General features: G+C 69.7%; 14 protein-coding genes and 1 pseudogene. 8 read left to right on the top strand and 7 right to left on the bottom strand.

Features of this window, described 5'->3' with window-relative positions:
• The first annotated feature begins 17 nt into the window (after positions 1-17).
• Entirely contained in the window at positions 18-431 is a 414-nt protein-coding gene (locus ACZ4WQ_RS44620; RefSeq protein ID WP_311728019.1) for a hypothetical protein, read from the top strand.
• 341 nt (positions 432-772) lie between these two features.
• Here the strand turns inward: ACZ4WQ_RS44620 and ACZ4WQ_RS44615 are convergent, their stop codons facing one another.
• From ACZ4WQ_RS44615 to abc-f, 3 genes are all read right to left on the bottom strand, one after another.
• The gene (locus ACZ4WQ_RS44615) at positions 773-2,071 is read right to left on the bottom strand and encodes an erythromycin esterase family protein (RefSeq protein WP_398377243.1); all 1,299 of its coding nucleotides are present in this window, start codon (positions 2,069-2,071) and stop codon (positions 773-775) included.
• An 86-nt stretch (positions 2,072-2,157) separates the two neighbouring features.
• A complete protein-coding gene (locus tag ACZ4WQ_RS44610) occupies positions 2,158-2,811 on the bottom strand; it encodes a CatB-related O-acetyltransferase (protein WP_385342986.1) in 654 nt (217 codons plus the stop codon).
• Between the two features lie 49 nt (positions 2,812-2,860).
• The gene (gene abc-f, locus ACZ4WQ_RS44605; RefSeq protein ID WP_398377245.1) at positions 2,861-4,480 is read right to left on the bottom strand and encodes a ribosomal protection-like ABC-F family protein; all 1,620 of its coding nucleotides are present in this window, start codon (positions 4,478-4,480) and stop codon (positions 2,861-2,863) included.
• A 153-nt stretch (positions 4,481-4,633) separates the two neighbouring features.
• Here abc-f and ACZ4WQ_RS44600 point away from each other — a divergent pair, with 153 nt between their 5' ends.
• Both ACZ4WQ_RS44600 and ACZ4WQ_RS44595 read left to right on the top strand, forming a co-directional pair.
• Entirely contained in the window at positions 4,634-5,284 is a 651-nt protein-coding gene (locus ACZ4WQ_RS44600) for a TetR/AcrR family transcriptional regulator (protein WP_385342990.1), read from the top strand.
• A 424-nt stretch (positions 5,285-5,708) separates the two neighbouring features.
• Positions 5,709-6,602, top strand: coding sequence for a Vgb family protein (locus tag ACZ4WQ_RS44595; protein ID WP_398377247.1), 894 nt, complete (start codon positions 5,709-5,711; stop codon positions 6,600-6,602).
• 656 nt (positions 6,603-7,258) lie between these two features.
• Here ACZ4WQ_RS44595 and ACZ4WQ_RS44590 read toward each other — a convergent pair.
• Positions 7,259-7,378, bottom strand: a pseudogene (locus tag ACZ4WQ_RS44590) (IS5/IS1182 family transposase); the annotation flags it as partial.
• A gap of 40 nt (positions 7,379-7,418) precedes the next feature.
• Positions 7,419-7,604, bottom strand: coding sequence for a hypothetical protein (locus ACZ4WQ_RS44585; RefSeq protein WP_311728014.1), 186 nt, complete (start codon positions 7,602-7,604; stop codon positions 7,419-7,421).
• A gap of 469 nt (positions 7,605-8,073) precedes the next feature.
• On the opposite strand from ACZ4WQ_RS44585, the gene ACZ4WQ_RS44580 reads away from it, so the two are divergent.
• The gene (locus ACZ4WQ_RS44580) at positions 8,074-9,204 is read left to right on the top strand and encodes an FAD-dependent oxidoreductase (RefSeq protein ID WP_311728013.1); all 1,131 of its coding nucleotides are present in this window, start codon (positions 8,074-8,076) and stop codon (positions 9,202-9,204) included.
• Positions 9,205-9,219: 15 nt separating this feature from the next.
• Here the strand turns inward: ACZ4WQ_RS44580 and ACZ4WQ_RS44575 are convergent, their stop codons facing one another.
• Complete coding sequence (locus ACZ4WQ_RS44575; protein WP_398377249.1) at positions 9,220-10,152, bottom strand: LysR family transcriptional regulator; 933 nt, start codon at positions 10,150-10,152, stop codon at positions 9,220-9,222.
• Positions 10,153-10,202: 50 nt separating this feature from the next.
• On the opposite strand from ACZ4WQ_RS44575, the gene ACZ4WQ_RS44570 reads away from it, so the two are divergent.
• From ACZ4WQ_RS44570 to ACZ4WQ_RS44555, 4 genes are all read left to right on the top strand, one after another.
• Positions 10,203-11,171, top strand: coding sequence for a nitrilase-related carbon-nitrogen hydrolase (locus ACZ4WQ_RS44570; protein ID WP_398377251.1), 969 nt, complete (start codon positions 10,203-10,205; stop codon positions 11,169-11,171).
• 77 nt (positions 11,172-11,248) lie between these two features.
• The gene (locus tag ACZ4WQ_RS44565; protein WP_361184609.1) at positions 11,249-11,773 is read left to right on the top strand and encodes a nucleoside/nucleotide kinase family protein; all 525 of its coding nucleotides are present in this window, start codon (positions 11,249-11,251) and stop codon (positions 11,771-11,773) included.
• 280 nt (positions 11,774-12,053) lie between these two features.
• Positions 12,054-12,452 (top strand): helix-turn-helix domain-containing protein, encoded by a 399-nt coding sequence (locus ACZ4WQ_RS44560; RefSeq protein ID WP_398377252.1) that lies wholly within the window; start codon positions 12,054-12,056, stop codon positions 12,450-12,452.
• The gene (locus ACZ4WQ_RS44555; RefSeq protein ID WP_398377254.1) at positions 12,397-12,942 is read left to right on the top strand and encodes an MmyB family transcriptional regulator; all 546 of its coding nucleotides are present in this window, start codon (positions 12,397-12,399) and stop codon (positions 12,940-12,942) included. Before ACZ4WQ_RS44560 ends, ACZ4WQ_RS44555 begins: the two co-directional genes overlap by 56 nt.
• 156 nt (positions 12,943-13,098) lie before the next feature.
• On the opposite strand, the gene ACZ4WQ_RS44550 is transcribed toward ACZ4WQ_RS44555, so the two are convergent.
• Positions 13,099-13,881: a DUF899 domain-containing protein gene (locus ACZ4WQ_RS44550; RefSeq protein WP_398377256.1), complete on the bottom strand. Its 783-nt coding sequence runs from the start codon at positions 13,879-13,881 to the stop codon at positions 13,099-13,101.
• Position 13,882 lies beyond the last annotated feature (1 nt).

Raw genomic sequence — 13,882 nt, 5'->3', positions numbered from 1 at the left:
ATGGCTACTCTGACGACGTGGCCGATGAAAAGGACAGTGGGAGCGGCTCGATCCGACGCCCCTCGTGGGACCCGGTAGTGTCCACCGTCGCGCTGGAACTGGTCGGCCTCGCTTTCTCCGGGTTGGTCGCTCTGGTGGGGTGGCCGTTCGGGTGGCTGCCCGACACCAGTCTCGTCGGCCTCGTGACGGGCCTGATCGCGATCGGGCCTGCGGCTGAGTTGTACCGCGGGGCGGGCCCGCCGCGTCGGCTTGCTGTTGTCGCCGCTCTCCTTGCGCTGGCAACGGTGAGACTGCTCGTGGCTGCAGCAGTGAACTGGGCCTTTCCTGCGCTGGCTGATCCGGGCGTCGGTATCCTCGTCGGCTACCTAGTTGCGTTACCCATCGGCGTGGCTGTGTTGGCTTGGTTCCTCATCAGGGCGAACGTTGCCTGATGTGGCACTAGTGCCCTGACCGGGAAGGTTCACGGCTTACGATCCTGCGGGCCCACGGCATCACGGTCGAGGCACCGACCGGAGCCGAAGCGTCGCAGCTCGTCCGCGATCTCTTCCTGCGACTCGTCCTCGTCCGCCAGAGCGGGCCGAACGCCGACACCAATTCCGCGTGTGTGACTATTGTGGGCTCCTTAGCCGGCTGCCAACCCGGTTTACCGCGGGGCTGAACATAGCGAGCTCGGCCACGGACACTCGCCGACGCAGAGAGAGCGCTGATCGCCTGACGCGGTGTCGTTTTCACGGTATGCCAAACCAGCCGAGGAACACCGCGTGATGGTGTCTCACATGTTGTCGAGGTTGTCGGCCACGGTGGAGGTCGGGGTGTTGAGGATGGCGTCGAACGCCTTGAGGATGGGGGTGTGCAGGTAGGCGCTTTGTATCCGGATGCGGTCGGGGCCCGGGGCAAGGTCGGAGCTGCCGGGGGCCTCGTGGCGTGCCTGCTGAAGGTCGGCGATGCTGAGCCCGAGCCCGGCATCGGCGAAGGCCGCTTCGATGCTTCCCCGCTCGGGCGGCTCCAGCGCGGTGGCGTCGATGGTGAAACCGAAGCGTGCGTTCTCGTCCCGGCGCATGTCCGCGGTGTGTCCCGTGGTGCTCGTCAGGCCGAGGGCGACGTACTCATCGCCGAGCGCGCGGCGCAGGTGATGTCCCATCGGGAGCCCCGTCAGGTGGCCGTTGAAGGAGACAGGCGTTTTCTGGATGTGGGCGTTGTGAGCCACCAGCACGACGCGGGTACCGGGTTCGAAGCGCTTCAGGTGCCATAGGACCGACTCGGCCATGTAGACGTCCCGGGCCGAGGTGTCGGCTGTCAGCCCTGTGCCGGCGAAGAGGCCGGCCATGGCACGGAAGGTGTAGTCGCCGTGGCAGGCGCCTTCGAGGCGTCGCAAGGCGATGTCGTAGCTCTGCTGGTCGCCGCGGGAGACATACAGAGGCTCGAGGGCGCGGAACCGGATGAGCAGGCGTGTCAGGGTCGCGCTGAGGGCGTCCTGTTCGGCGGTGGCCAGGCGTGCCCACGCGGGCGCGGCGTCGGCCGCGGAGCCACCGGCGAACGGTTCGGCGATCCGCATCGCCGTCTCGACCGCCGGCAGGGTCTCGGGATCGATGTGGCGCAGGTAGTCGGCGACCGGGGCCAGGGCGGGGAGCAGGGACCCACCGGCCGCCGGGATGTCGACGCCGGCGAAACGCACCGATGGTGAGGCTGTGCGGTTGTGCCCGCGCATCCAGCGCAGCGGCCCACCGACTCCCACGGGAATCGCTCCGGCGACGTGGGCCGAAAGGTCGTCGTCCGCCCCCTCGCCCTGGGCCCATGCGTCAAGGGGGAAGCCTTCGCTGAAGCCGTGTTCGAAGGCCAGGACGGTGAAGCCGCAGCGTTCGACCAGGAACCGCAGGATGCGCTCGCGCAGGAGCGCGAACTCGCTGATGAAGTGGGAATTCTCGCCGATCGCGACGACGCGGGCGTCGCCGATGATGTCGCGCAGTGGCTCGAGATCGTCGAGCGGCGCCTCACGGTCGAGGTGGGTGAGGGGGACGGCATGGGCCCGAAGCCAGTCGGCGAACGGGTTGTGGTGGGACGAATCAGGCATGCTGATGGCTCGATCCTCGGTGCTGGAGTGCGGATGGACTGCGGGGGAGTGGTCGCCGCACGGCATGGCGGTGCAGCCGCCCGGCCTCACCGCTGTGTGTGCCCGGGCGCGGCGTTTTCCAGGTCGTCGATGCCGCCGGACATGATCGTGCGGATGTGTTCGGTGATGTGCTGGAGCGGCCAGTCCCACCAGGCCAGGGCCACGAGGCGGTTGACGTCCTCATCGCTGTAGCGGCGGCGGATGAGACGGGCGGGGTTGCCGCCGACGATGCCGTAGTCGGGGACGTCGTCGACGACGACGGAGCCGGAAGCGATGACCGCTCCGTGGCCGATGCGGACACCGGGCATCACCATGGCCCGGTAGCCGAGCCAGACGTCGTGGCCCACGACGGTGTCACCCCGTCCGGGCAGGCCGGCGATGAGGTCGAAGTGCTCGGTCCAGGAGCCGCCCATGATCGGGAAAGGGAACGTCGAGGGACCGTCCATGCGGTGGTTGGCGCCGTTCATGATGAACCGCACCCCCTCGCCCAGCGCGCAGTACTTCCCGATGACCAGCTTTTCCGGCCCGTAGTGGTACAGCACGTTGCGGGTTTCGAAGGCGGTCGGATCATCGGGATCGTCGTAGTAGGAGAACTCCCCGACCTCGATCAGCGGCGAGGTGATCAGTGGCTTCAACAGCACCACCCGCGGCTGCTCGGGCATCGGATGCACCAGGGTCGGGTCGGCGGGAACAGGCGGCATCACGAGTGGCTTCCTCTCAGATAAGGGGTGTCTGCGGGGCCGGAGGACCTCAGCACTCGGCGGCGGACGTCGCAGTCGCCTGTATGGCCAGGTGGGAGCCCTGCCAGCGCCGGAGCAGCCGGCGATCGTGGCTGACGATGACGAGGGTGCCGTGGTACCCGGTCAGCGCGGTCTCCAGGTCCTCGACGAGGGCGGGCGACAAATGGTTGGTGGGTTCGTCGAGCAACAGGACGTCTGACGGCTCGCTGAGCAGTCGCGCCAGGGCGAGACGCTGCAACTGCCCGGTGGACAGCCGGCCGACCGGCACCGTGAGCTGGTCGCGGTCGAACAGGCCGAGGGACAGCAGCCGTTCGCCGTGTCCGGCGGCCTCTCCTTTCCGTCCGCGGGCGAAGGCGGCCAGCACGGTCTCGGCCGGTTCCCCGGGGCGCGGCTCTTGGGAGAGGTAGCCGATCCTGCCGTGGCGGGTGACGCTCCCGCTGTCGGGAGCGACATTGCCGGCCAGGACCCGGAGGAGGGTGCTCTTGCCCGCTCCGTTCGGCCCCGTGATCAGCAGGCGCTCGCCCGCCGTGACGGCGAGGCTCGTGCGGTCGAGCCGGCCCGTGACGGCGATGTCGGTGGCGTCGAGTACGGCGCCCTCCAGGCGGCGGGCCCGCAGTACGGGGGTGAAGCGCAGCGGCTCCGGCGGGGGTGGGACCGGGGAGGCGAGGAGGCGGCGCAGCCGTTCCTCGGCGTTGCGCACCCGGCTGGCCAGCGATTGCTGCACCCGGCCGCCCGCCCGGTCGTAGGCCATCTTGTTGCCGTCCTTCATCGGACGGCCGGGGGCCACCTGGCGGGCGGTGGTCGCGGCGGCCTCGCGGAGCCGGTCGATGTCGGCCCGCCACTGGTCGTGCGCCTGGGCCCAGCGCTGCCGGGCGGCCGCCTTCTCGGCGACGTAGCCGGTGTAGCCGTTGCCGTACCGGACGACGCGGCGCCGGTCGGCGTCCACCTCCAGCAGGCTGGTGGCGACACGTTCGAGGAAGACGCGGTCGTGGGAGACCGCCACCGTGGTGCCCCGCAGGGTGCGCAGGTGTTCTTCCAGCCAGTTCAGGGCGCCGTCGTCGAGATGGTTGGTCGGCTCGTCCAGCAGCAGCACCTCCGGCGCCGCCGCCAGGACGGCCGCCAGCCGCAACCTGACCCGTTCTCCGCCGGACAGGCTGCCCACGGTGCGGTCACGGCCCACCAGCCCCAGGCCGAGACCGTGCAGAGCACGTTCCACGCGGGCGTCGGCGTCGTAGCCGCCGCGCAGTTCGAAGACCGTCATCAGTTCGCCGTACTCGGCCATGCCCGACTCGTCACCGTCGGCCATCGCGGCCTCCAGACGGCGCATTCGCTGCTCGACGCCGCGTAGATCACTCAGAGCCCGGTCGATGATCTGCTGGACGGTCGCCCGCGGCTCCATCCGCTCGTCCTGGGCGAGATAGCCGACGCCACCGGTGGCCTGGACGACGACCTCGCCCTGATCGGGCCGTTCCTGCCCGGCGAGCAGGCGCAGCAGGGTGGTCTTGCCGGATCCGTTCTCACCGATGATCCCGGTGCGCTCGCCCGCGGCGAGCGAGCAGGTCACCGAGTCAAGGACGAGCCTGCCGTTGAAGGACTTGCTGACGGCGAGCGCGGTGATCTGTGTAGGCATGCGGAGACTCCAAAGCATTCGGGAACGAGGCGGCCATCGAGGGCCGCGCGGCCGGGCAAACGCTTTGGAAGAGCATTGATCACTCCACTAGTGCGACAACTGATGCATTAAGATGCTGCCACAACGCCGTCCCCATGAGCAAACGGACTTTCAGTGATCACTCCCACAGACCCAGAACCAGAAGGCACCCGGCCGCCGCCCACCCGAAGCCGTCCCGGGGGCCGCACCGCCCGTATCCGTACGCAGGTACTCGACGCGGTCCGCGCGGAGCTCGGCGAACACGGTTATGACGGGCTCACGATGGACGCCGTCGCCGCCCGCTCCGGGGTGCATCGCACCACGGTGTACCGGCGCTGGGGGGACATCGGCGGCCTGCTCGCCGACGTTCTCGACGCGGCGAGCGACGACGACTGGCAGCCACCGGACACCGGCTCGCTGGAAGGCGACCTGGCAGCGCTGAACCAGGAGATCCAGACAGCCATGGCCGCAGAGCCGCCGATCATGGCGGCCCTGATCGCCGCCTCGTTCCGCTCGGAGAAAGCCGCCCACGCCCAACAGCGGCTCTGGGAGGACCGGTACGCCCGCTGCGAGATCGTCGTCAGCCGCGCCGTCCGGCGCGGCGAACTCCCGCCGCGAACCGACGCTCGGCGACTGCTCATCGCCGCCACCGCGCCGCTCTACCACCAGCTGGTACTCCTCCGCACACCACCCGACCCGCAACTGCCCGGCCATGCGGCCAGAACCGCCGCCCTCGCCGCGGCCGCCGGTGCCTTCGCCGAGTCCCAGCCCGAGGACGACACATAAGTGGGACCGCGCCACTCCCGCACCCCTCGAAGACCGGCACGGGTCCGATTCATCTGACCTCGCTGTGGTTCGACACGGAACTTGATCTCGTCGGCTGTGCCACCCGTCCGTGCGGAGGGATCCGTCACGGACGGGTGGCAGGCGACAGGCGGTCTCGGTCTCCAGGGGTCGCCCTGCCATCCGCCTGACGCCCCGCGGAAAAGCGGTTGCGCCCGCTGTCCTCTCACCGGCAGGGTGCGGTGGTGATCGGCACAGAGATCAAACTTCCGTCGCCGTCGACCTGCGTGGCCATGGGCGGACCCGGCTTGTCTCCACCGATCCGGAGCTGCACTGGCGGGATATCGGAAGCGTCGTCTCAGTACTGTCCTGGGACCGCGCCATAGGCCTGAAATGCTGACTGACACTTACTTGGTAAGGAGTTGCCGTGCCCCGTCCTGATGCCTCAGCCGCCACGGAGATCCGCGTGGCAGATCAGGAGGCCGGGCCTTACGGCATCACAACCGGCCCCGATGGCGCCCTGTGGCTCACCTTCGTGCACAACGGTCGCATCGCGCGTCTCACTCTCGACGGCGAGCTCAAGGAATACCCCCTGGACTCGCCGACATGCCGTCCTGCGATCATCACCCCCGGGCCGGACGGGGCACTGTGGTTCACCCGGTCTCAGGACCACCGCATCGGCCGCATCACCACTGATGGTGAAGTGGACTCCTTCCGCCTGCCAACGCCCGACAGCGGCCCCTTCGGCATCACCGCGGGCCCGGACGACGCGGTGTGGTTCACGCAGATGAACGCCGACCGTATCGGCCGTATCGCCAATAAGGGAGAGATCTCCGAGTTCGCCCTTCCGGTCGCGGGCGGCTTTCCCTCGGCGATCACCACGGGCCCTGATGGAGCCCTGTGGTTCACCCTCAACCAGGCGAACGCGATCGGCCGCATCACCACCGAGGGTGACACCGCCATCCACCCACTGCCCACCCCGAACGCGGCACCCGTGGGCATCGCCAGTGATGGCACGGCTCTGTGGTTCGTCGAGATTGCCGCAGGCCAGATCGGCAGGATCTCGGTGGATGGTGAGATCAGGGAGTTTCCGCTCCCCGACCGCACGGCCAAACCACACGCCATTGTCGCGGTGTCCACGGGAGACTGCTGGTTCACCGAATGGGGGGCCAACCGCATCGGCCACATCACCGCGGGTGGCGAGATCACCGAGTATGACCTGCCCTCACCGGCATCCGAGCCACACGGCATCGCCCTGGGCCCCGACGGTGCCCTCTGGGCGGCCCTCGAGACGGGCGGAGTCGCGCGGGTGGCGCCGTAGGCCTCGACGGCAAGAACCGGGAGCTGTCATGCGGGCTGTTTGCGCGTGTGCAGGAACTCCAGGATGTTCGCGGAAGCCGATGCCGTACCGGTCGAAACGGATGGTCCGGTACCCGGCCCGGGCCAGCCGTTCGAACAGCCCGTCCCACACCCAAAGCGACAGGGGCGCTCCGGAAACGAACAGGATCGGCTCTCAGTCTGCCTCCCGGCAGGGACCTGTACGACGACCCGCCCTCGGGGCGGAGGTCGGGCAGGAACTGCCTCACCTTCGGCATGCCGAGCGAGACGACGCCTGACTCGCGGACACGGTTGACGAGGACGTGTCCGGTCGATCATGCTCTCGGCCGCCTCGGGACCTGAATCACCTGGCCTCAGCGGTTGGCCTGTTGGTCAGATGGCGGCAGGTTTTACGATCTGCCCATGGTTGATCCTCCGCAGCATTGGACCGCGCGTCATTTCTCGCAGGCCAACCCCGCTGGCCCAGGCTGCGATAGCGTTCCGGCCCTTTTTCGGCGGTTGGCCGAAACCATCGAGGAGTTGGGCCCTATTGAGATCCGGCACGTGGTGTTCGAGTCAGAGATGACCGAGCACGGTCCCTGGTGGTCGGGGACCGTCTACTTCCACCTGCCCGAAGACAGATAAGCGCTGATCTGACGCTCACGAGCGGAGCCAGATCGTCAGTGCCGCAGCAGTGGCGGTGCCGAGGTAGACGTCGCGGCGCTTGCCGTATCGGGTGGCCACGGCGCGGTGACGTTTGAGCCGGTTGATCGCTCGCGGGCCGTTGTTGCACGGCTTGTCAGCCGCCACGCTGCTGGGCTTATTGCCCGGTCCAGGCTTCGGGACTCGGATCTTCTGCGGTACCGCTCGGGTGCTCGTCGCCCGACGGCATCGCCTTGCCCTTGGCCCAGCCGTCGGCGTCGGTGAACGCAGCCAGGCGCTCGTCGTTGCGCAGGAGATCTGCCAGATACCGACGCAGCGGAACCGGACCGGGCAGTCGTGGCACGGCGAGGAGCCGGAAGGCTGACCTTGGCCGCGCCCGCCGGGCCGGTGGAGACGTAGGAGGCGTCCTTGGACGGTTACCGGTGAGCCCCCCGCCACTCCAAGGCCACGACCGCGCCCCGGGCACGCTCCGCATCCACCAGGAACAGGCCCCGAACGCGATCGCCCCGAGCGCGATCCACCGGCGGGCGCCCAGCCCACGCACCTGAACCCTCACGACGCCCCCTCACTCGTCCGGAGTGAGCGGGACGCTGTCCCAGATATCCCGGTCGCCGTGCTCCCGCCCCCGGCGACCCGGCACCGGGCCGCCCCTGGACCGCTGAGATTGATCTTGTGTGTCGGGACTGATCTGCGGTGTCGGTCACCTGTCGGGGGCTGTCGGTCGGATGTCGGCGGCCGGTCGGCGGGGTCCGGCACCTTTCCGGAGACGGCCGGCCGGAGTTCGCCGGGCGGCCCGATCCTGAGGAGTCATCATGCACACGCCCGTCACGATCATCGGCGCCGGACTCGGCGGACTCACGCTGGCCCGCGTCCTGCACGTCCACGGAATCCCGGTCACGGTCTACGAGGCCGACCCCTCCCCGTCGGCGCGCACGCAGGGCGGAATGCTCGACATCCACGACTACAACGGGCAACTCGCACTCAAGGCAGCCGGCCTGATGGACGAGTTCCACGCCATCGTCCTGGAGGGACGCCAGGCGATGCGGGTCCTCGACCGGGACGGGACCGTCCTGCTCGACAAATCCGACGACGGCACGGGCGGACGACCCGAGGTGCAGCGCGGCGAGCTGCGACAGATCCTGCTCGACTCGCTCCCGGCCGGCGCCGTCCGGTGGGGGCACAAGGTCACCAGCGCCCGTGCCCTCGGCGAGGGCCGCCACGAGGTGACGTTCGCCGACGGAACCACCGTCGTCACGAGCCTGCTGGTCGGCGCGGACGGCGCGTGGTCACGAGTCCGGCCGCTGCTCTCCTCCGCCACACCCGAGTACGCAGGCACGTCGTTCGTCGAGACCTACCTGTTCGAGGCCGACACCCGGCACCCGGCCGCCGCGAAAGCGGTCGGCGGCGGGTCGATGATGGCGCCCGCGCCGGGCAAGGAGATCTTCGCTCACCGGGAAAGCGGCGACACCCTGCACACCTACGTGGCGCTGTCCAAGCCGCAGGACTGGTTCGCCGCCATCGATTTCACCGATGCCGCCGCGGCCGCGGCGCGGATCGCGCAGGAGTTCGACGGCTGGGCGCCGGAACTCACCGTGCTGATCACCGACGGCGACACCGCGCCGGCCCTGCGCCCCCATTACGCTCTGCCGATCGAGCACCGGTGGGATCGGGTGCCGGGGGTGACCCTGCTCGGCGACGCCGCCCACCTCGCGGCCCCGAACGGCGAAGGCGCCAACCTGGCCATGCTCGACGGCGCCGAACTCGGCAAGGCCCTCGCCGCGCACCCCGACGACATCGAGGCCGCGCTCACCGAGTACGAACAGGACATGTTCCCCCGCAGTACCGAGGTCGCCACTTTTGAAGGTGCCGAGGTCCACAGGATCGACTCCGACGACAACACAGCCCACGGCCTGATCAACATGATGGCCGGGAAAGAGATATGACCCCGGATCACGGCTTCATTTCTGCGAGCGAGGCATGGACCTCTCGGCTCCGCCGACGAGGTGGCGGAGCCAGGTGTGGGCGGGGTCGTCGGCCACGGTGGTGTGCCAGATCGCGCTGACGGTGTACTGGGGCATGGGCAAGGGGGGCTCGGTGGCCGTCAGGCCCAGGGTGTCGGCGTAGACGGTGGCTGCGTGGGAGGGGAGGGTGGCCAGGGCGGGCAGGGTGGTGAGTTGGAGGGCGGCGCCCGCGAAGTGGGTGGTGGAGGCGACGATCCGGCGGGTCAGTCCGCGTGCCTCCAGGAGGTCGTCGACGATGCCTCGGCGCCCGTCGTAGGAGATCAGCAGGTGGGGGTGGGTGAGATAGTCGTCCAGGATCAGCGGGGTCGGCAGCGGCAGCAGGCGGGGGTTGAACAGGCAGGTGTAGCCGGAGGCGAACAAATCCCGGGTGCGGTGGTCAGGGCCGTGTGCGGGAGCGGCGGCGATGCCGAGGTCGATCTCGCCGTGGTCGAGCATGTCGGCGACGGTGTTGCGGTTGGCCTGCCGGACGGCGATCCGGATGCCTGGAAGGCCGGCCGCGGCGGCCAGCAGCCGGGGCAGCAGCGCGGCCTCCAGGTCGTCGGACATCCCCAGAGTGAACACGTGCCGGGCGGCGGCCGGGTCGAAGTGGTCCCGGCCGGTGACGGCAGCCTGGATCAGCCCGAGGGCCGGTTCGATGCGGCGGGCCAGTTCGACCGCGCGGCGCGTGGGCTCGATGCCCGCGCGGGTACGGGTGAACAACTCGTCGTCGAACAGCCTGCGCAGGCGGCCGAGCGCGGCGCTGACCGCGCCCTGGCTCAGACGCAGGGCGGCGGCGGCCCGGGTGACGCTGCCCTCGCGCATCAGGGCGGCGAAGACCACCAGCAGATTCAGGTCCGCCTTCCTGAATTCACTGTCATAAATGTCGATCATCACGGACATTAGCTTGCTCGATGATTCAGGGGATTCCTAATCTCAGTGCCATGACCTCCCCGAGCCCTGCCGCTGCCGCGGCCCCCGAGCCCCGCCGTTCCGTGACCGCTGCCGTCGTCCAGGCGGCCGCCCCGCTGTTCGACACGCAGGCCGCGCTGACCCGCGCCGAAGAACTCATCCGGGAGGCCGTCGCCGACCGAGGCGCGGAGGTGGTCGTCCTCCCCGAGGCATTCCTGGGCGGCTACCCCAAAGGCCTGGACTTCGACACCACCGTCGGCAGCCGCACCCCGGCCGGCCGCGAGCTGTTCCGCCGCTACCACGCCGCCGCCATCGACGTCCCCGGCGCCGAGGTCGACACCCTGGCCGCGCTCACCCGGGAACTCGGCTGCCACGCCGTCGTCGGCGCGGTCGAACGCCAGGGCGGCACCCTGTACTGCGTGGCGCTGTTCTTCGGTCCCGGCGGCTATCTGGGCCTGCACCGCAAGCTCATGCCGACCGCTGCCGAACGCTATCTGTGGGGCCAGGGCGACGGTTCCACCCTCCCCGTCATCGACACTGGCACCGCCCGCCTCGGGGCGGGCATCTGCTGGGAGAACTACATGCCGCTGTTCCGCACCGCCATGTACGCCAAAGGCGTCGACCTGTGGTGCGCGCCGACCGTGGACGACCGCGACGCCTGGCAGGCCACCATGCGGCACATCGCCCTGGAAGGCCGCTGCTTCGTCCTCAGCGCCAACCAGTACCTGCGCCGCGACGCCGTGCCCGCCGACCTCGACCCCGTCCAGGGCGACGCCCCCGACACCGTCCTGATCGGCGGCGGCTCCGTCATCGTCTCCCCGCTCGGTGAGGTCCTCGCCGGCCCGCTGCGCGACGGCGAGGGCATCCTGACCGCCGAACTCGACCTCGACGACCTCACGCGCGCCCGCTTCGACTTCGACCCCACCGGCCACTACGCGCGGCCCGACATCTTCACCCTCCACATCGACGAGTCCGCCCGCACCACCGTCACCAGTAGTTGACCGGCAATCACTGGAGAGGCCTTGGCGCGCCAAAAACACATGTCGCAGACGTCCACGCGCTGCCAAGCTGGCCGACCATGACTGCTTACCAACTGTTGCTCATCGGCGGTGGTGCGGGCGTCGGGAAGACGACCGTCGGATGGGAGATTTCCGCAGCGCTACAGGCGCGAGGAACCGCCCACTGTCTGATCGAGGGCGACTATATGGACCAGATCCATCCGGCCCCCGTCGACGACCCCGACCGCGCAGCGATAACGGAGCGGAATACCGCCGCAATCTGGTCGAACTACGTCGCCCTTGGCCAGCGTCGCCTCATCTACACGAACACGGTGAGCATCCTCGAGGAGCCGATGATCAGGCGAGCCATGGGGGGCGGCCCGATCAGGGCCACCTGTGTCCTGCTCACAGCCGAGGAGGCCACCGTGAGAGATCGGCTCACCCAACGGGAAATCGGGTCCCAGCTTGACGCTCACATCGAGCGGAGCCTGCGAATGGCGCGAGACCTGAGTGAGAAGGCACCTGCTGGAACGGTGCGTATCCCGACGGACGGTCGCACGGTCCAGGAAATCGCCCTTGATGTGATTCAGGCAGCTGCTTGGTGACATGGGCGGTGACCGCGAGTGCTGCCGCGGCTACGGCGAAGGTGCTGTGCCGCTTCCGTTCCCGTGTGCTGTGCGAGCGCGGTGCCGCCGGGGACGCCGACGATGGTGGCTACGCTCAGTCCCGAGACGACCACTGTCATGGCCCGCATGCCGATGCCGAAGGCGGACACCAGCATTCCGGCGGATTCCAGGACGCGCGGTGCGCGCCCTGCTGAACCTAGGTCTGGGTGGTCCACCTTCGTCGGACCCGCCGCGCCACCGCGGTGGTAACACTGGATGCATGGACCAGAACGGTGAACTAGGCGACTTTCTGCGCTCGCGGCGGGCTCGGCTACGCCCCGAGGATGCGGGGGTCGCCTTCAGCGGCGGCGCGCGCCGGGTGCCGGGGCTGCGGCGTGAAGAGGTCGCGCACCTGGCCGGGGTGAGTACGGACTATTACGCCCGCCTCGAACAGGGCCGGCACCCCCATGTCTCGGAGACGGTGCTGGAGGCCGTGGCTCGTGCCCTGCGCCTGGACGACACCGAGCGCGGCTACCTCTTCGAGCTCGTCCGGCGCGGGACGCCCGGCCCGGGCCGGGCGGCGTCCGGCCGGTGGACCGCGCATGCGGCCGGCGGTCCACCGCATGCTGGACGTCCTGAACGACGTCTCGCCGGCCCTCGTCGTCAACCACCGCAGTGACGTCCTGGCGGCCAACCACCTCGCCAAGGCGCTGATCACCGATTTCGACGCGCTGCCGTACCGTGACCGCAACCTCGCCCGCTTCGCCCTGCTCCACCCCGCCGCCCGTGAGTTGTACGCGGACTGGGACAAAGTCGCCGAGACGTTCGTCGCCAGCCTCCGCCTGGCTACCGGAAGCCACCCCGACGACCGGCAGCTGAACGAACTGGTCGGGGAACTGTCCATCAAGGTCCCCGAGTTCCGCACCTGGTGGGCCGGCCACCGCGTGGACCAGTGCGCCCACGGCACCCAGCGCCTCGACCACCCCGTGGTCGGCCAACTCACCCTCTCCTACGAAACGCTGGCCCTTCCCGCCGACCCCGACCAGAGCATCTGCCTCTACACCGCCGAACCCGGCTCCCCTTCCGCACAGACGCTGCGTCTGCTCGCCAGTTGGAGCGCGCCGGCGGGCGCACGCGAGGCCGCCTCCTCCGACGCGCCGTCCAGCTGACTGCGGGATCGCCACGGCCAGGGCTGCAACGAGGCGGTCGTGACCACGACGCGGGTCCGCCGGCGCAACAGGGCATCGCCGGTCCGGTGCGGCGGGAGCGCTCGTCGGCCATTGGGCGAGCCGTTGGGAGGCTCCGCCCGGCACCTGGACACCTTGTCAGTGGTGGTGGCCGTGTCGGCCGAGGGTGTTCACGGGGGTCGCGCCGGGGCGGGTCCACTGCGGCACGGGGCGGCTGGTCGGGCCCCAGGTGGCGTTCCCGTCCGCGTCCGAGCGCCAGGACCAGCACGGGCTGTGCCCCTCGGGCCAGCCCTCGGGGTTGTCCTCCCATACCTCGCCGCGGCCGTAGGGCGTCATGTCGAGCAGGCCGAGGGACCCGTTGATCCGCTCGTTGCCACGGCCCGTCGTGGAGTAGGTGAGGAACACGCGGTCGCCGTCGCGCAGGAAACAGGTGATGTAACCCATGCTGCCGCCGACCGGCGCGTCCACGTCGCGCACCGAGTACCACGGCTGGGTGTAGCCCATGAACCCGACGTAGGAGGCCACCTCGTCCCAACGGCCCGTGGTCAGAATGGCGAACGACACGCCGCGGGCGCTGAGATAGACCGCGTCCTTGATGTGCCAGGCCGTGGTGGTGCAGCCCTCGCACTGCCCCTGGTGCGGCGCGCCGTCGTACCACATGTGCTTGTAGACCACGAGTTCGTCGCGGTCCTGGAACAGGTCCAGGAACGGGACCGGGCCGTCGGGTCCGACGACCTCGACCGTCCCGTCGAACTCCACCATCGGCAGCCGGCGGCGGGCCGCGGCGAGGGCGTCGCCCTCGCGGGTGTGGGCCTTCTCGCGGACCAGAAGCTCGTCACGGGCCCGCTGCCAGGTGTCCAGGTCGACCACGGGCGGGCGGCCGGGCTGCGCGGGGGTCGGGTCGTTCGGCATGGTCGTCATG

The sequence above is a fragment of the Streptomyces sp. NPDC028305 genome (assembly GCF_055569495.1).
Note: the sequence above shows the minus strand (reverse complement) of the source record. Positions and strands in the feature narration are given on the sequence as shown.